The organism is Streptococcus sp. 22.1 (assembly GCF_016648645.1).
Taxonomy (GTDB): Bacteria; Bacillota; Bacilli; order Lactobacillales; family Streptococcaceae; genus Streptococcus.
Map to the genome: position 1 here is coordinate 22,808 of NZ_JACLQK010000002.1, position 17,572 is coordinate 40,379.

Annotated in this window: 15 protein-coding genes and 1 other annotated feature; all 15 genes read right to left on the reverse strand. The window is 42.7% G+C overall.

Going from position 1 to position 17,572, the window contains the following annotated elements:
- Nucleotides 1-305 precede the first annotated feature (305 nt).
- The 15 genes from rplL to H7U04_RS01025 all read right to left on the reverse strand — a co-directional run bounded on the left by rplL (nt 306) and on the right by H7U04_RS01025 (nt 17,417).
- The gene (rplL, locus tag H7U04_RS00955) at nt 306-674 is read right to left on the reverse strand and encodes a 50S ribosomal protein L7/L12 (RefSeq protein WP_004183006.1); all 369 of its coding nucleotides are present in this window, start codon (nt 672-674) and stop codon (nt 306-308) included.
- Nucleotides 675-748: 74 nt separating this feature from the next.
- On the reverse strand, nt 749-1,252 hold the full coding sequence (gene rplJ, locus H7U04_RS00960) for a 50S ribosomal protein L10 (protein ID WP_003095623.1): 504 nt from the start codon (nt 1,250-1,252) through the stop codon (nt 749-751).
- Between the two features lie 31 nt (nt 1,253-1,283).
- Nucleotides 1,284-1,420, reverse strand: a sequence feature (ribosomal protein L10 leader region).
- 122 nt (nt 1,421-1,542) lie between these two features.
- Nucleotides 1,543-2,751 carry an ABC transporter permease gene (locus H7U04_RS00965; RefSeq protein ID WP_156685449.1) on the reverse strand — a complete coding sequence of 403 codons (1,209 nt, stop codon included), beginning with the start codon at nt 2,749-2,751 and terminating at the stop codon, nt 1,543-1,545.
- A 9-nt stretch (nt 2,752-2,760) separates the two neighbouring features.
- Nucleotides 2,761-3,447 (reverse strand): ABC transporter ATP-binding protein, encoded by a 687-nt coding sequence (locus tag H7U04_RS00970; RefSeq protein WP_207185728.1) that lies wholly within the window; start codon nt 3,445-3,447, stop codon nt 2,761-2,763.
- A gap of 10 nt (nt 3,448-3,457) precedes the next feature.
- Nucleotides 3,458-4,711: an efflux RND transporter periplasmic adaptor subunit gene (locus H7U04_RS00975; protein WP_156685448.1), complete on the reverse strand. Its 1,254-nt coding sequence runs from the start codon at nt 4,709-4,711 to the stop codon at nt 3,458-3,460.
- A gap of 63 nt (nt 4,712-4,774) precedes the next feature.
- The gene (locus H7U04_RS00980; protein WP_201059236.1) at nt 4,775-5,530 is read right to left on the reverse strand and encodes a class I SAM-dependent methyltransferase; all 756 of its coding nucleotides are present in this window, start codon (nt 5,528-5,530) and stop codon (nt 4,775-4,777) included.
- Nucleotides 5,531-5,648: 118 nt separating this feature from the next.
- Nucleotides 5,649-8,828: a carbamoyl-phosphate synthase large subunit gene (gene carB / locus H7U04_RS00985; RefSeq protein WP_201059238.1), complete on the reverse strand. Its 3,180-nt coding sequence runs from the start codon at nt 8,826-8,828 to the stop codon at nt 5,649-5,651.
- Between the two features lie 230 nt (nt 8,829-9,058).
- A complete protein-coding gene (locus H7U04_RS00990; protein ID WP_002890257.1) occupies nt 9,059-10,147 on the reverse strand; it encodes a carbamoyl phosphate synthase small subunit in 1,089 nt (362 codons plus the stop codon).
- A 163-nt stretch (nt 10,148-10,310) separates the two neighbouring features.
- Nucleotides 10,311-11,237, reverse strand: a complete 927-nt coding sequence (locus H7U04_RS00995) for an aspartate carbamoyltransferase catalytic subunit (protein WP_002890256.1) — start codon at nt 11,235-11,237, stop codon at nt 10,311-10,313.
- Nucleotides 11,238-11,261: 24 nt separating this feature from the next.
- Nucleotides 11,262-12,539 carry a uracil-xanthine permease family protein gene (locus H7U04_RS01000; protein ID WP_048676126.1) on the reverse strand — a complete coding sequence of 426 codons (1,278 nt, stop codon included), beginning with the start codon at nt 12,537-12,539 and terminating at the stop codon, nt 11,262-11,264.
- Nucleotides 12,540-13,071: 532 nt separating this feature from the next.
- Nucleotides 13,072-13,593, reverse strand: a complete 522-nt coding sequence (gene pyrR, locus H7U04_RS01005; RefSeq protein ID WP_002890254.1) for a bifunctional pyr operon transcriptional regulator/uracil phosphoribosyltransferase PyrR — start codon at nt 13,591-13,593, stop codon at nt 13,072-13,074.
- A gap of 220 nt (nt 13,594-13,813) precedes the next feature.
- The gene (locus tag H7U04_RS01010) at nt 13,814-14,704 is read right to left on the reverse strand and encodes an RluA family pseudouridine synthase (RefSeq protein WP_201059240.1); all 891 of its coding nucleotides are present in this window, start codon (nt 14,702-14,704) and stop codon (nt 13,814-13,816) included.
- Nucleotides 14,688-15,149: a signal peptidase II gene (lspA, locus tag H7U04_RS01015; protein WP_037602007.1), complete on the reverse strand. Its 462-nt coding sequence runs from the start codon at nt 15,147-15,149 to the stop codon at nt 14,688-14,690. The genes H7U04_RS01010 and lspA overlap by 17 nt, the downstream gene beginning before the upstream one ends.
- Before the next feature lie 8 nt (nt 15,150-15,157).
- On the reverse strand, nt 15,158-16,063 hold the full coding sequence (locus H7U04_RS01020) for a LysR family transcriptional regulator (protein WP_004183016.1): 906 nt from the start codon (nt 16,061-16,063) through the stop codon (nt 15,158-15,160).
- Nucleotides 16,064-16,178: 115 nt separating this feature from the next.
- Nucleotides 16,179-17,417, reverse strand: a complete 1,239-nt coding sequence (locus H7U04_RS01025; RefSeq protein WP_201059242.1) for a CD20-like domain-containing protein — start codon at nt 17,415-17,417, stop codon at nt 16,179-16,181.
- Between the last annotated feature and the right edge of the window lie 155 nt (nt 17,418-17,572).

Here is a 17,572-nt window from a genome sequence, read left to right on the forward strand (position 1 = left end):
GGATTACTCTTACTTAAAATTATTTATTCGAAATAGCGCTGGACTAAGACATACCTACTTAACATTTAGATATGACCCAAAATATTTTATATTAGTAAAAACCAATATGTAATAATTACAGCACATATTAAAAATAAACAAAACCAGTCTAAAATAGAAAAACAAAAAACTGCCAAAGAATTTTTGGCAGGATTTTTGGCAGGAAACCAAATCAATTTATCAGTTTCTAACAATCGCTTATCGTAAAAAAAAACCAGAGCTTATACCCTGGTTTTCTTTATTAAGCGACTTGAGTCGTTACCTTATTATTTAAGAGTAACTGAAGCTCCAGCTTCTTCAAGTTTAGCTTTGATTTCTTCAGCTTCAGCTGCAGCAACACCTTCTTTAATAACTGATGGTGCACCGTCAACGATAGCTTTAGCTTCTTTAAGACCTTCGCCTGTGATTTCACGTACAACTTTGATAACGCCAACTTTCTTGTCGCCTGCAGATGTCAATTCAACGTCGAATGAATCTTTAGCAGCACCAGCGTCAGCAGCACCAGCTGCAGCAGCAGCTACAGGAGCAGCAGCAGTTACGCCAAACTCTTCTTCGATAGCTTTTACAAGGTCGTTCAATTCAAGGATTGAAGCTTCTTTAATTTCAGCAATAATGTTTTCAATGTTCAATGCCATTGTGATTTCCTCCAAATGTGTTTTTTAATATAGTGTTTTAAACGTAGCTTAGGCTACGAGTTGTGAAGATGGGCTTATGCAGCACCGTCTTCTTTGCTTTCTGCAACCGCTTTGACAGCGTATGCAACGTTGCGCACTGGCGCTTGAAGTACAGAAAGGAGCATAGAAAGCATACCTTCTTTGTTTGGAAGTGATGCAAGAGCGTTGATTTCTTCGACTGAAGTGAACGCGCCGTCAACAACACCACCTTTGATTTCAAGAGCTTCTGCGTCTTTAGCAAATTCGCTAATAACTTTTGCTGGTGCGATAACATCTTCGTTTGAGAATGCTACTGCAGATGGACCAACAAAAAGTTCTTTAAGGTCTTCAAGACCTGCTTCTTCAGCTGCACGGCTCAAGATAGAGTTTTTGATAACTTTAAATTCAACGCCTGATTCACGAAGATTACGACGAAGAACTGTATCTTGGTCAACTGTAAGTCCACGAGAGTCAACAACAACGATAGATGCTGCTGCTTTCATTTTCTCAGCGACGATAGCAACCTGTTCAGCTTTCTTAGCAATAATAGCTTCACTCATTAGTAGTTTTACCTCCGTTTTTATTTTTGGGCTAGGCACAAAAAAATCGTACCTAAACCTAGACACGAAAGTACAATACGTTACAAAAAAATAGTTACGTTTTGTGCCTCGGTTGGATGTTTACGAGTCTTGCTCCCCAACTGTCTTAGGTCAGTTTTTTCAAACCTTATTTATAATATCATGACCTAAATCAGACGTCAAGAAAAAAATGCAATTTTTTTATTTTTTTCTCTATCTTTTTTCGAAGACCATAAAACCTCTCAAAATCTAAAGATTTCAAGAGGTTATTTCTAATCATACCTAAGGGCTTCGATAGGATCGAGTTTCGAAGCTTTATTAGCCGGTAGGAGACCAAAGATAATCCCTACAGCTGCTGAGAAGGCTATGCTTCCCATGGCTACACCAAGAGAAACCGTCGCTTTAAGGTCCATGGCATTCCCAATTGGACCAACGACTAGGGCTGCAAAGCCTAGCCCAATCAAACCTCCCAGAATAGTCAGAACCATCGACTCAATCAAAAACTGGGTCAAGATTTTACGACGTGTAGCACCTAAAGCCTTACGAAGACCAATCTCTCGTGTCCGCTCAGTTACCGAAACCAACATGATGTTCATAACACCGATTCCGCCAACTAATAATGAAATCCCAGCAATAGCTCCGACAACGGTGGTAATGGTTCCAAAGATCGTGTTCACCTGATCTAGGGTCGAACTCATATCTGCCGCCTTATATTCTCCATTGTCATCTCGGGCCAACTGGGTCAAGCGTTTAGCAGCATCCTTAGCAACGCTACTACTATTTTTCACATCGGTCACATGGAAAAAAATCTGGCCAATAGCATCAGTGTTATTTTCAGCCGCTAACTGGGTATTGGCCACAAGAGCTGTTCCAATTTCACCATAGGCACCGATTGCTGTGTCTTTATTCTTATAAACACCAATCACACGATAATCATTGTTCCCAATAGTAACCACTTGGTTAAGGGCATCCCCATTCGTCTCAAAGAGTTTTTTAGCCACCATCTGATCAATGACAATAACTCGTGAAAAGTTTTTATAATCATTGTCTTGCAAGGAACGTCCAGTCAACATTTCTAACTTTTTAGCTTTAAAGTAGCCCTGACTGGCACCTGTGATATTAACATTCTTCACGGTCTTTTTTTGGAGGTAGATAGAGGAAGTTAGGCTGTTAGTCACAAAATAACTATCAATACCAGGCGTCTGCTTAGCCACTTGCTCCAACCAAACTTCTTTAACCGGTTTGGTCGGTTGTGACAAGTCCGCATAGGCAGGATCTAGCTCCTCACCCTTGGCTTCATAGTAGACTTGAACAGTATCCTTATCACCTGTCACACTATCAGTAACACTCTGACGCATTCCATTTCCTAGCCCCATGATAAGTACTACCGCAGCAACACCAATAATGATTCCCAACATGGTCAGGAAGGACCTCATCTTGTGTGAACGGATAGAACTAAGAGCAAATTTCCAATTTTCCATTCTTACCTCCTAGTCAATCCGAACGCTATCAGTCGTGTCCTGAGTGATTTCACCATCACGAATGACAATCTTACGTCGGGCATAGTCCGCAATCTCTGGCTCATGAGTAACCATGATGATAGTCTTTCCTTCACGGTTCAGCTGGGTTAAGAACTCCATAATCTGCATCCCTGTCTTGGTATCAAGGGCACCCGTAGGCTCATCCGCCAAAATGATTGCCGGATCGTTAGACAGTGCACGCGCAATAGCAACCCTCTGCTTCTGTCCACCAGACAGCTCCGATGGTAGGTGATGGCTACGGTCTGACAAGCCAACTTTTTCCAAGAATTGTTGTGCCCTTTGCTTACGTTCACGTGGAGATTTCCCTGCATAAATCAAAGGAAGCTCTACGTTCTTTTGGGCGCTTAACTTTGGCAAGAGAAAAAACTGTTGAAAGATAAAGCCAATCTGGTCATTTCTTACCTTGGCCAGGCGATTTTCAGAGAGATCAGCCACATCCTCGCCTTCGAGTTGATAGGAACCTGTAGTCGGTTGATCAAGGAGTCCGATAATATTCATAAGGGTTGATTTCCCTGATCCAGAAGGGCCCATGATTGCCACGAAGTCCCCTTCTTCTACCGATAAGTCAATCCCCTTAAGGACCTGCAAGGACTCTTGACCATTTTTGAAAGACTTGGTGATACTCTTTAAAACCATAAGTGCTGGCTTAGTCACTAGACCTCACCTCTTCTCCACTAGTGTCTTTTGATTGTTTGCTATCAGCATCCGTCACATCTTTTAGGGTTTCGCCATCCTTAAAGGATTTATCTGCCTTGGTGATAACTTTTTGACCTTCTTTAAGTCCTGAAGCAATTTCCTGTTGCTTGGCATCCGCATTGCCAAGTTTGACCTTGACTTGCTTGATTTTCTGAGTTTCATCATCGTAAACCCAGACATAGTTGTCAGAGCCTTTCTTGGTCACAGCAGTTACAGGAACCAACAAGGCATCATCATCTTTGGTCACTTCAAGAGATACATTAAAACCTTGTTTCAGTTTTCCGATAGGACTAGTCAATTGAACCTTGTATTCATACTGAGAACCTGATTGACCTGAGTTGCCAGATGTCCCCGTTGACTGGTTAGCATTTTGCTTAGGATAATTGGAAACATAGCTGACCTTCCCTGTCCAAGTTTGATCAGGGTATACTTTGGAAGTAATCTTGACCTTTTGCCCCACTGAAATATTTGGAATGTCATATTCTGTTAAGGTCCCTTGAATCTCAAATTGGCCTTCACTTGTCACATGAACTAGGGTTTGGCTCTCTTTTGAAGCAGGGTCCACAGAGTCCGCGACTTCTACGACTGTCCCATTAGCATCTGAAACAATGACTGTTTGGTTGAGAACATCTTGTGCCTTTTCTAGCTCTGATGCTGCATTGGCAATGGCATCATTATAATCTTGCAAGGTTTGGTAATTACTTGCCTCGGTTTGCTGACGCTGTTGAGGACTAACGGTAGTTGTCGAATCATCCTCATCCGAATCACTACTTGTTTGTGCTGAAGCCGCAGGAGCCGTCCCATACTGTTGGAAATAATTACGGTCACGAACTGCCTTATTGTAGGCACGACTAGCCGTATCATAAGCCGCTTGGGCTGAGGTGCTGTCGTATTGGACCAGTTGCTGACCGACGCTAACTTCCTCACCCACAGAGACTGTCACAGTGGCATTGCGTCCAATGGTATTGTCAAAATAAACATACTGTTCCGACTGAGCCTTCACCATACCAGTCAGAAGGGTCGACGAGGCCAGCTGCCCCTTAGTTACCTTACTTGCTGTAGGGGACTCAGAAGCCTTATCATTCTTGCCACCACCTGAAAAAAGGTTAAAGCCTAGGACCAAAAGGACAAGGAAGCCAATTCCTCCAATGATCCAAACTCTTTTTTTATTTTTAAATAACTTTGGACTGATTTTCTTTCGCATATGTCTCTCTTTTCTTTTTGTATCACATGGATGAAACAATTGTAATACTTTTAACTTTCAGTGTCAATGGCCTTCGCTTACATCCATGACACCATAATGCAGCTTTTGATTGGGCCGAACCTGGCGTTCAAAACCAAGTTCTTCAAAAACAGTATCTCGAAAATGTGCCTTGATGATAATTTTTTCCCGCGCAACACGTTTAGTTTCTTTTAGCCATTCTTCTGTCAGACGGCTACCATTGGCCAGAGGCTTGATAGCCTCTAGATTTTCCGATTCCTTGATGATCTCTGAAAACATCGGATCGGCATAGATGATATCAAAGGAATTGTCAGCTTGAACCTTCAAAAAAGACAAGCTATCGCTCTTAATAGCTTTAATAGAACGCATGGCCTTTTCAAGCTGCTTATCATCCGTCTGATAAGAGGCAAGACCACGAGAAACCACCTGAAAAATCACATCTTGACTCTCAAGGGCAGTCACCTGATTTCCCGCTGCTGCCATCACTAGGCTATCAGAAGCCAGACCCATAGTCGTGTCAAGAATAGCCTTGGGAGACTTACCTAAAAGACTGACTAAAGCGTCATGGGGGGCCTTAATCCTGAGAGCAGCCGTATCTGGATGGAAGGTCAATTCACTAGTATCCGCATTAACAAAAGACAATCTGTCTTTATATAGGAGATAGAAAGGTCCAAAGCGCTCTAAACATTTTGCCAAGGACAACTTGCGCCGAGGCTGGTAGTCAGCTCCTAGCTCGAGAGCTAGTTCTTGGGCACGCGCAATCAAGGCCTCATTTTCACGTAAAGATGTGGTAATAATCATGTTTCTAGTATAGCAGAATCTTCGGAAACAAAACCATCGTCTTAGCTTTCATTTTAATTTGTTAGCTTACATTTGTGTAAGAAAAAAGTCCCAGCAAGGCTGAGACTCTGTTTTAAAATTAGATAGCTTCTGTTGTAAAGCTACGGCTTTCAAGCACACGCACCATGGCATCTGCTGTATCAAGCGCTGTGAAGAGTGGGATTCCTGCTTCGATAGCAGAGCTACGGATTGCTGCTCCATCTTCGTCATAAGTACGTTTGTTACCAACCGTATTGATAATAGCTTGCGCTTTACCTGTACGAACAAGGGCTGGAATGTCGTTGTCGTCATTTTCACCTAATTTGTTAACAAGCGTTGCGTGAACTCCATGTTCATTCAAGAACTTAGCTGTTCCTTCAGTGGCGTAGATACCGTAACCGATAGCATCGAAACGACGAGCCAAATCAAGGGCTTCTTCTTTCGTATCATCATGAATAGTAAAGATGACATTACCAAAGGTTGGCAAATGGAGATAAGAAGCTTCAAAGGCTTTATAGAGGGCTTTTTCAAGAGTCGCATCTGTACCCATAACTTCACCAGTTGATTTCATTTCAGGTCCAAGGAGACTATCTACCTTAGCCAATTTTGTGAATGAGAAGACTGGTGCTTTAACATGGACATGCTTGCTTTCTGGGTAAAGACCATCTTTGTAACCTTGTTCAGCCAATGATTTACCAAGAATCAAGTTAGTAGCAACTTGTGCCATTGGGATATCAGTCACTTTAGACAAGAATGGTACCGTACGGCTGGCACGTGGGTTAACCTCGATAACATAGACAGTTTCGTCCTTAATAACGAACTGAATGTTCATCATACCAATACAGTTAAGACCGATAGCCAAGCGTTTAGTGTAATCAGCGATAGTCTCTTGGATTTTCTTAGAGAGAGTTTGTGGAGGGTAAACTGCCATTGAGTCCCCTGAGTGAACCCCTGCACGTTCGATGTGTTCCATAATACCTGGAATCAAGACATCCTTACCATCAGAGATGGCATCCACTTCACACTCACGTCCAATGATATAGCTATCAACAAGGACTGGGTGGTCTGGACTTGCCTTAACGGCTGTACGCATGTAAGAACGAAGGTCATCTTCATTTTCAACGATTTCCATGGCACGTCCACCCAAAACGTATGATGGACGAACAAGAACTGGGAAGCCAATCTTACGAGCTGCTTCAACCGCTTCTTCTTCATTTGTCGCTGTTTGTCCTGGTGGTTGTGGGATATCGAGGTCTTTAAGGGCTTGTTCAAAAAGGTCACGGTCTTCGGCACGGTCAAGGTCAGCAACCTGTGTACCCAAGATTTTCACTCCAGCTTTAGACAATGGCTCTGCCAAGTTGATGGCTGTTTGACCACCAAACTGAACCACGACACCCTTAGGTTGTTCCAATTCGATAACGTTCATCACGTCTTCGAAGGTCAATGGTTCGAAGTAAAGTTTATCTGAAACTGAGAAGTCTGTTGAAACCGTCTCAGGGTTAGAGTTCATGATGATGGCTTCGTAACCTGCAGCCTGGATAGCTTTCACAGAGTGAACTGTCGCATAGTCGAATTCAACCCCTTGTCCGATACGGATAGGTCCTGAACCAAGAACGATGACAGATTCTTTATCAGATTTGATTGATTCATTTTCCCACTCGTAAGTTGAGTAGAAATACGGTGTTGATGACTCGAACTCAGCCGCACAGGTATCAACCATCTTGTAAACAGGAACAATGTTATTTTCCAAACGTGTCGCACGAACTTGGTCAGCTGTTTGATTCCAAAGATCAGCAATCTTACGATCAGAGAAACCGTTACGTTTAGCTTCTTTCAAAACTTCAACATCGCCTACGTGAGTAGCCAATTCTTGTTCCAATTCGAAGATATGGAGCAATTTGTCGAGGAAGAAGATATCAATCTTAGTCAACTCTGACAATTCTTCAATAGTATAACCACGACGGATGGCTTCAGAAAGGTAGAAGAGACGGTCGTCTTGAGCTTTGACAATCTTTTCAACCAAGGCGTCGTCTGTGACGTCCGCAAGCTCAGGCATTTCATTGTGGTAAACACCGATTTCAAGTGAACGGCAGGCTTTAAGAAGTGACTCTTCGATGTTACGACCGATAGCCATAACTTCACCAGTTGCTTTCATTTGAGTACCAAGACGACGTTCCCCGTGTTCAAATTTATCAAATGGGAAACGCGGAATCTTAGCAACCACATAGTCAAGAGCAGGCTCAAACATAGCATAAGTTGTACCAGTGACTGGGTTAATCATTTCATCAAGTGTCAAACCAACAGCAATCTTGGCTGCCAATTTGGCGATTGGGTAACCAGTTGCTTTTGAGGCAAGGGCTGATGAACGAGACACACGTGGGTTTACTTCGATAACATAGTACTTGAAACTATTAGGGTCAAGAGCCAACTGTACGTTACAACCACCCTCAATTTTAAGGGCACGAATAATCTTCAAGCTGGCATCACGAAGCATTTGGTTTTCAATATCTGACAAGGTTTGCGTTGGGGCAAATACGATTGAGTCCCCTGTGTGGATACCAACTGGGTCAAAGTTTTCCATGTTACATACCACAAGAGCATTGTCTGCGGCATCACGCATAACTTCGTATTCGATTTCCTTGAAACCAGCGATAGAACGTTCAATCAAACATTGTGTTACTGGTGACAATTTCAAGCCATTTTCAGCGATTTCACGAAGTTCTTCTTCGTTGGCACACATACCACCACCAGTACCACCAAGGGTAAAGGCTGGACGAACGATAACTGGGTAGCCAATCTCTGTCGCAAAGGCAACTGCTTCTTCAACCGTATTGACGATTTCAGATTCTGGAATAGGTTGTTCCAAATCTTCCATCAATTGTTTGAAGAGGTCACGGTCTTCGGCTTGGTCAATGGCAGACAATTTTGTTCCCAAAAGCTCTACTCCAAGCTCTTCAAGAATGCCAGCTTTTGACAATTCCATTGCCATGTTCAAACCAGTTTGTCCACCAAGTGTTGGCAAGAGAGCATCAGGACGCTCTTTACGAAGAATACGTGTGACAAATTCAAGCGTAATTGGTTCAATGTAAACCTTGTCTGCGATTTCTTTATCAGTCATGATTGTCGCAGGGTTAGAGTTGACAAGGACAACACTGTAACCTTCTTCTTTCAAGGCCAAGCACGCTTGCGTACCAGCATAGTCGAACTCAGCAGCCTGACCAATGATGATAGGACCAGACCCGATAACCATAATTTTTTTAATATCAGAACGTTTAGGCATAATTTATGATACAAAGCCCGTTAAGGACCCAGTGAAAATAGGAAACGTGACGACGACGCTCAAGCGTCTAGTCACCGTTTATCTTTTTCACACAGTCCTTAGGGCGTGTTCACTTCCGTGAACCTGTATCTTCTCCTTTCTATTTGACAACTCTCTGGTTGTCATTAAATAAGGTAGTAGACTGGGGCGAACAAGAGTCACACCCCACTATAGTCACTAGACAGTTGCAATTAACGACGTGCTTTTTCAGCTTGGAAAGCATCAATCAATTCCAAGAACTCATCGAAGAGATAGCTCGCATCGTGTGGACCAGGTGCTGCATCTGGGTGGAATTGCACTGAGAATGCAGGGAAGTCACGGTGACGAACACCTTCAACTGACTTATCGTTAATTTCTTCGTGTGTTACCATGAGGCAATCTGGAAGTGTCTCACGGTCAATGGCATAACCATGGTTTTGGCTGGTGAAATCAACACGACCAGTCGCAATTTCACGAACCGCATGGTTAAATCCACGGTGACCAAACTTCATCTTGTAGGCCTTGGCACCATTCGCCAAACTAAACAACTGGTGACCCATACAAATGCCAAAAATTGGAATTTTGCCTTGAATGCCACGAATCATATCAAGTGCATACGGTACATCTTCAGGGTTACCTGGACCGTTTGACAACATCACACCATCTGGATTAAGATGGAGAATTTCTTCAGCAGTGATATCATGTGGCACAACAGTCACGTTACAGTCACGTTTTGAAAACTCACGCAAGATAGAGTGCTTGAGACCAAAGTCAACCAAAACGATATTTTTACCAACACCTGGTGCTGGGTAGGCTGTCTTAGTTGATACCTGCTCAATATTGTTGGTTGGCAAAACAGTCGCACGCAATTGATCTTGCAAGTGCTCGATACTGTCACCAGGATTAGCCAAAGTCGCTTTCATGGTACCGTGTTGACGGATAATCTTAGTCAAGGCACGTGTATCAATACCAGAGATACCAGGGATGTTTTTTGCTTTCAAAAACTCATCCAAGGTCATTTGGTTACGCCAGTTGCTGGCACGACGGCTAGCCTCTGACACAACAACACCCTTGGTCGTTGGCTTAATTGACTCATAGTCGTCACGGTTAACGCCGTAGTTACCAACAAGTGGATAAGTAAAAGTCAAAATTTGACCATTGTAAGACTGGTCTGTGATAGATTCTTGATAACCTGTCATACCAGTATTAAAGACGATTTCACCCGTCACATCCACATCAGCACCGAAGGCCTGACCTTCAAAAATAGTGCCGTCTTCCAAAATAAGTAAACGTTTTGCCATTATAGTAAATTGTTCCTTTCACTAAGATACAAAGGGCGTTAAACATCTGAATGAAAATCAAATCTAACAAAGAAGCTCTAGCCTCTAGGAAGATTTGTCTCTTTTCAAAGATTTAGCCCATGTTCTTTTTCGTCTGATTCTCTCAGGAATCGGTTAACGTAGTTTACGCTTTGCCATTTAAAATAGCTTCAATAATTGCCATACGGACAAAGACCCCGTTTTGCATCTGAGCAACGATACGAGCCTTAGGCGCCTCAACCAGGCTATCAGCAATCTCCACATCACGATTAACCGGAGCAGGATGCATGATAATCGCCTGATCAGCTAACTTGGCATAACGTTCTTCAGTCAAACCATAGAGAGCATGGTAGTCTTCTTTTGAAAATCCTTTATCGTCACCATGACGTTCGTGCTGAACACGAAGCAACATGAGCACATCCAAGTCCTCAATGACGTCGTCAATAGCTACATGCTGACCATAGACATCGAACTCATTCGAGTACCACTCTGCAGGACCAGCAAAATAAAGCTGAGCACCCAAACGCTTGAGAATCTGCATATTGGACTTAGCGACACGCGAATGCGTAATGTCACCTGCAATACAAATCTTAAGATTTTCAAAGGTTCCGAACTCTTCGTAAATGGTCATCAAGTCAAGCAAACACTGACTTGGGTGTTGCCCTGAACCATCACCACCATTGACAATAGAGGTCTGGATGGTCCTACTATCAATCAACTGCTTGTAGTAATCGACTTCCGAGTGGCGAACCACACAGATGTCTACGCCCAAGGCAGACATGGTCAAAATCGTGTCATAGAGGGTCTCACCCTTATTTACCGAGCTAGTTCCAGCATCGAACTCAATCACATCCAAGCCTAGTTTTTTCTCGGCCACCTCGAAGGACTTGTGTGTTCGTGTTGAATTTTCAAAAAAGAGATTGGCAGCGAAATACTGTCGATCCAGCTGAAAATCAGCTCTGCCATTTTTAAAATCTCCACCTCGACGAATCAGGCCCAAGACCTCTTCATTCGTGAGGGTTTCCATGGTCACCAAATGTTTCAGTGACACTTTTCCATCTGCAATCGCCATAGTTTTTCCTTTTAAATTGATTGACTAATCTTTGCTACCTTTTTTAGGATCTGGCAAAATTTGGTAGAGCAAGATACCAAGAATAGTTGAACTTGCCACACCCGTGATTTGAAGACCACCAAGGTCAATCATCAAACCACCAATACCAGAAACCAAGATAACACTAGCAATCAAGAGATTCTTTTTATTATCAAAATCAATCTTATGTTCAACTAAAATTTTCAAACCGCTAGCAGCGATAACCCCAAAGAGGGCAATAGATAATCCCCCTAATACAGGAGTTGGAATAGAATGCAAGAGTGCTGACAGCTTACCAATAAAGCTCATCAAGACCGCAATCACTGCTGCGCCCGCAATAACGTAAACTGAGTAGACCTTACTGAGGGCCATAACCCCAATATTTTCACCATAAGAAGTTACCGGAGGAGCTCCAAAGAATCCAGCGATAATCTGTGCCAAACCATCACCAGTAAGGGTACGGTCAAGACCTGGATCTTTAAAGTAATCACGCTCAGTCAAACTGTTTAGAACCATGACGTGACCAAAGTGTTCAGTCATCGTCACAAAGGCAATCGGAGCCATGGTCAAAATCGCACTTGGATAGAGCTTGAAGCTATAATCCACAAATGGAATGTCAAAGTTTGGAACCTGAATCCAATGTGCCGCTGCTACCTCTGAGAAATTGATAAAGCTATGTCCTGTCAGTAAACCAAGAACCGCTGAGAAAATATAGCCCACAATTAAACCAAGTAAAATTGGGATAACACCGATAATCTTCTTGCCATACATGTTAAAGAGGATAACCGCAAAGAGGGTCACCATAGAAATCAAGAGAGCATAGATACTATAGCTTTTATTTAAAGTTGTCGCATCATTGACTGCATTAGCCGCAAGGTTCAAACCAATCACCATGATAATAGGGCCAACCACAATTGGTGGAAGGACCTTATCAATCCAGTCTTTACCCGCATACTTAACAATCAGAGCCACAAGCAAGTAAACCAAACCACCTGCCATGGCACCTTGAGCCACGGCCGCAATGCCATCAGTCTTCATAAGTGTCTGCATAGCCGCAATATAGGCAAAACTAGACCCCATGTAAGCTGGAATTTTGTACTTGGTCACCGTCAAGTGAGCCAAAGTTCCCAAACCAGATGAGAAAAGAGCAATAGCGGGATCAATCCCAACCAAAATCGGCACAAGCACCGTCGCACCAAACATGGCAAACAAGTGCTGGAATGACAAACCAACCAATAAACCAGGTTTTGGCATATCATTCACATCATATTTTACGTTATTCACGATATCAAAGGACTCCTTAAAATAAGATACTAAGGGCGTATAAAGAGCAAAGTAAAATTAGGAAATCTGACGCCGAAGCTTTAGCTTCTAGGAAGATTTATCTATTTTACACAGCTCTTAGCCCGTGTTCAGTTAAATAAGATACAAAGGGACGTTTTGGCTAAGCCAAACATTTCTGTAGAAAAATAGGAAGTCGACAAGGCACTCCAAAGAGTGCTAGGAGACTTATCTTTTTCCTAAGAAATGAGTCCCGTGTTCAATTAATAAGATACAAAGCCCGTCTATAGCCTAAAGCAAAAATAGTAAATACGATGACGGAGCACCAGCTCCTAAGAGTATTTATCTTTTTTTGCACAAGGCTTAGGGCGTGTTCAATTAACAAGATACAAAGGGCGTATAAAGAGCAAAGTAAAATTAGGAAATCTGACGCCGAAGCTTTAGCTTCTAGGAAGATTTATCTATTTTACACAGCTCTTAGCCCGTGTTCAATTAACAAGATACAAAGGACGTTTCACCCTATCTGTCAGCCAACTTAGCTTGGATCAATAATGTTGACACTATCTTTGCCATCAACTTCTGTCACCAAAACTTCGATTTCTTCTGACTCACTTGTTGGGATATTTTTACCAACATAGTCCGCACGGATTGGCAATTCACGGTGACCACGGTCAACCAAGACAGCCAAACCAACACGCGCTGGACGTCCATGGCTAACGATATTGTCAATAGCTGCACGAATCGTACGACCTGTGTAAAGCACATCATCCACAAGGATAACATCTGTTCCATCAATTTCAATAGGGAAAACAGATGTGTCTTGTTCAGCCTTAACATCATCACGGAAAGCCTTAGTATCAAGCTCAATCAATGGCACATCAAGGTTTTCCAACTGTTTCAAGCGCTCTTGAATACGCTGAGCAATATAAACACCACGTGTCTTAATACCAGCCAAGACAATCTTGTCGAGATTTTTGTTACGCTCAATAATCTCATAAGTGATACGTGTAATGGCACGTTTCATGGTTACGTCATCGACGATCTCTTTTTTCTTCATAAAAAGAACCTTTCTAAATACAAAAAAATCCCCTCGAAAACAAGGAGATACACAAAAATATGAGTACAGTTCACCCGTACACTTCTCATGGCTCCTTGCCTGCCTCTCTGGACAGTGATTAAAGGACTTATTTAATTAGGTAAATTATAGCAAATTTCAGACTCTTTTACAAGAAAAAAACGGACGCCTCTCCCAAGAAAGACTATCCGCTTAATAACTGTTAAGCTTCTCTCAACTTCTCCAAGGTTTCCTTGAAAATAGCAGGTTCTTTCGCTGTAAATTCGACCAATTCTCCAGTCGTAGGATGCGTGAAACCAAGGGTCTTGGCATGTAGAAATTGGCCATGGCCCTTGAGGGTCTTGCGTGGCCCATAAAGAGGATCTCCCGCCACCGGGTGACCGATATAAGCCATGTGCACACGAATCTGGTGCGTGCGACCTGTTTCCAGTTGCAGCTCTACCAACGTATAGTTGCCAAAACGTTCAAGAACGGTAAATCGTGTAACTGCAGGTTTTCCTTTAGCTGTAACCGCCTGCTTCTTGCGGTCCTTGTCTGAGCGCCCAATCGGAGCCTCAATCACACCTCGATCGTTAGGCAGATTGCCATGCACGATAGCCACATACTTACGAAGGGACTTCTTATCCTTAAGCTCCGCCGCCAAAGCATTGTGAGCCTTATCATTCTTAGCAATCATAAGGAGACCTGACGTGTCCTTGTCGATACGGTGGACAATTCCTGGACGAACCACACCATTGATAGACGAAAGGTCCTTGACATGATACATCAGGGCATTGACCAAGGTACCAGACGTGTGACCAGCTGAGGGATGGACCACCATACCTTGAGGTTTGTTGACCACTGCCACATCCGCATCTTCGTAGATAATATCCAAAGGAATATCCTCGGCCTTGTACTCCAAGACCTCTTCTTCTGGCAATTCATAGGTGATGACATCACCCTCTTTAACCGCATACTTGGCCTTTGCTAACTTACCATTAACCAAGACTGTCCCAGCCTTGATTGCTTCATTGGCCTGACTACGTGACAATTCTGTCAAATCTGCCAAAGCCTTGTCCAGACGGTTTCCCGCCTCTTTAATGATGACTTCCATTTTCCTCTTTCCATAAGATTAAAATCAAGAGCAACACGCCCACCGTTAGATAGGAGTCTGCCACGTTAAATATCGCAAAATCAATAAAATCAAGCTGAACCATATCAACCACGTAACCCAAGTGCAGACGGTCAATAAAGTTACCAATACCACCTGAGATAATCAAAACCAAAGATAGCACCAGCCAAAGACTCTTCTGATAATTCTTAACCAGATAAACCAGAGCCGCACCAATCACTAGAACCGTCAAAATCACAAAGAAATATTTCTGATCCTGTAAAATCGAAAAGGCAGCACCACGGTTCTGTAGATAGGTCAAGCTGAAAAGTCCAGGAATAGCCTTGATAACTTGGTTAAGGGCAATATTTGCCACAACCCAATGCTTGACCCACTGATCCAAACCAATCAGAGCTAGAATAGCCAAAGGAATCGCAACCTTACGCATAAATCCTCCTATGGTTTGTATGTATCAAAGTAGTCAAACATAACATTGACAAACTTGAGAGCACAAGACGACAAGTTAATACCCTTACGACGGACATAAACCATCTTGTTATCCAAATTATCCTCAAGCGGAATCACCGTAATCCCATTCACACTTTGTGCATCCAAGAAGCCAGACCCCGTCGCATAAGCATCCGTCCGTTCCAAGATACCGTTCAAAGTCGCACGGTCTGTCACGTTAAACATAAGAGACGAATCTGACGTATCCACAAAGTTCTCAGAATAGTAAAGGTACTCGTCCTTCTCCTGAGTGAAACGCACCGTAGGCAAGGCTGCCAAGTCCTCCATGACCAGACTTTCTTTTTTAGCCAGAGGATGCCCCTTACGGAGATAAATGTGAGTCTTAAACGGAATCAAATCAATAGCCTCAAGCCCAAGCTTGTCCATATTTTGCTGGATTCCCTTGCTATTTTGACGATTCAAATAGATAATCCCAATCTCACTGTGCCCCTTGGCTACCTCATCCAAAATCTGAATGGTCGTAGACTCAAAGATACGGAAATCCTTGTAATCAGGGTAACGCTCTGAAAAAGTCGTAATCAAAGGTGGCAAAAAGTCATAGTGCTGGCTGGCAATCGAATACTGGTTACCCTTTTCAGAAGCATTGAGATAGCGATTTTCAAAACTATCAAAACTGCGTACCACCTCAAGCGCACGCTCATAAAAGGTCATACCCTGACTGGTCAAGACAGCCCCCGTCGTTGTACGGGTGAAAATTTGAAAATTCAGCTCCTGCTCCAAATCCTTGATAGCCACTGATAGGCTAGGCTGGCTCACAAAGAGCTTGCTGGCTGCCTCACGGAAGGTTCCGCTGTTGGCAATGGCTACGACATAACGTAGTTGTTGTATGTTCATCTGTGACACTTCTTTCTTGAAAAATCAATCAATTTTATTATACCAGATTTTATCCTCTTTTGTTGATACTAAAAAGCCCAGGCAACCCTGAGCTTGAATGACTAACAAAGTAGTCCTATTCGTCTGATTTATCTGTCAAGAAGTACTCGTTTTCACGTTTGTCATAGTCGAAGGTCAAACGAACAGTATCTACCTTACCATTTTCTGGATTATAATCACGGTAGCTAAGACTCACTGACTGAGTGAGATCGCCCTGTTCAGTTTGTGTCATTTCATGATAAGTGAAGCTAGCCTCTGGGTGTTTTTCAACCACTTCAGAAAGTCGTGTCCCCTTAAGCAAATCAGCTTGTGTACCTACAGACAACTTTTCATAGTCATCTTTTGTCCAGTTGCTATGATAGTCATCGACTTCTTTGACCTTATCATAGTCGAAGGTTGCTGAGGCAGATTTCAAAACATAGACACCGTCTTTTATCTCAAAAGTCAAACGAACATAGTTGTTTCCATCTGTATTTTCTTTTCTATAGGTAAGATCTAGTAAATCTGGTTTATCTTCCTCGTAAGCATCACTATACTCGGCATCAGTCGCCTTACCGTGAGTAGCCAAGACCTCGTCCAATGTCAAAGTACCAACCTTCAACTCCTTAAACTGATCCTCAGTCCAGTCAAACTTATAATTCTCATCGATGTACAGATAAGCTCTATCGTGACCGTCACTTTGGAACTGTTCAGCATGGTTCATGACATATTTCACCGCTTGATAACCTGCTCCAGCAAGCGAAGTCATGAAGAAGATAATTGACATGACTAGGGCAATAATAGATAGTGCCTTGCGTGTCGATTTCAGACTCAAAACCAAAGTCACAATCGCCAAAATGATAAGAAAGAAAGCAAGGAAGGTAAAGACAAAACCGATAGGAAGTGTCCAAGACAAAATGACAAATAGAATCCCCAAAACTAGAATAATGATTGGCAAAGCAATATTAACAAAAGCATTGTTCTTGGTTACTTTTGGCTTGTAATAAGGGTTTTCCAAAGGTATCTGACTTGTCTTTGGAGTTTCTTTTTCTTGCTCTTTCTCCAGATTCAACTCAGGCATTTGCTTAGGAGCTTCCTCCTCTAATGCCACCTGAGCCTCGTCTGGTTGCGTATCTACTACTGAGTCAGCTGTCACCTCTTCAGTAGTTTCAGAGCTATCCACCTGCTGAGCCTCAACCTGCTCAGACACTTGGGCACTTGGTCCCTCCGAAGCAATGACAAAGCCCTCTTTCTTAGCTTCCATAAACTCCTCAGGACTTGGTTTACGACCATTGACGTCCTCAAAGTGACGCACCCATTCTTCTCTAGTTGCCATAGCTGACTCCTTTATCTCTTTTTCTTTATTTTATCATACTTTAATCTAGTCTTATGAAAATAAGGTCGGATATAATAGAGAATTTTTTGAGACTGCCTGATGTGCTTTAGTGTCAAGTCATCTCATCAAAATGGATGGAAGAAGAAAAGAAACTA

Bases quoted from the DNA above. Each gene is read 5' to 3' on its own strand.
- H7U04_RS01025 (WP_201059242.1), bottom strand. From the start codon at position 17,417: ATGGCAACTAGAGAAGAATGGGTGCGTCACTTTGAGGACGTCAATGGT.
- pyrR (WP_002890254.1), bottom strand. From the start codon at position 13,593: ATGAAGAAAAAAGAGATCGTCGATGACGTAACCATGAAACGTGCCATT.
- carB (WP_201059238.1), bottom strand. From the start codon at position 8,828: ATGCCTAAACGTTCTGATATTAAAAAAATTATGGTTATCGGGTCTGGT.
- H7U04_RS00995 (WP_002890256.1), bottom strand. From the start codon at position 11,237: ATGGCGATTGCAGATGGAAAAGTGTCACTGAAACATTTGGTGACCATG.
- rplJ (WP_003095623.1), bottom strand. From the start codon at position 1,252: ATGAGTGAAGCTATTATTGCTAAGAAAGCTGAACAGGTTGCTATCGTC.
- rplL (WP_004183006.1), bottom strand. From the start codon at position 674: ATGGCATTGAACATTGAAAACATTATTGCTGAAATTAAAGAAGCTTCA.
- H7U04_RS00975 (WP_156685448.1), bottom strand. From the start codon at position 4,711: ATGCGAAAGAAAATCAGTCCAAAGTTATTTAAAAATAAAAAAAGAGTT.
- lspA (WP_037602007.1), bottom strand. From the start codon at position 15,149: ATGCGTAAGGTTGCGATTCCTTTGGCTATTCTAGCTCTGATTGGTTTG.
- H7U04_RS00965 (WP_156685449.1), bottom strand. From the start codon at position 2,751: ATGGAAAATTGGAAATTTGCTCTTAGTTCTATCCGTTCACACAAGATG.
- H7U04_RS00980 (WP_201059236.1), bottom strand. From the start codon at position 5,530: ATGATTATTACCACATCTTTACGTGAAAATGAGGCCTTGATTGCGCGT.
- H7U04_RS01010 (WP_201059240.1), bottom strand. From the start codon at position 14,704: ATGGAAGTCATCATTAAAGAGGCGGGAAACCGTCTGGACAAGGCTTTG.
- H7U04_RS00970 (WP_207185728.1), bottom strand. From the start codon at position 3,447: ATGGTTTTAAAGAGTATCACCAAGTCTTTCAAAAATGGTCAAGAGTCC.
- H7U04_RS00990 (WP_002890257.1), bottom strand. From the start codon at position 10,147: ATGGCAAAACGTTTACTTATTTTGGAAGACGGCACTATTTTTGAAGGT.
- H7U04_RS01020 (WP_004183016.1), bottom strand. From the start codon at position 16,063: ATGAACATACAACAACTACGTTATGTCGTAGCCATTGCCAACAGCGGA.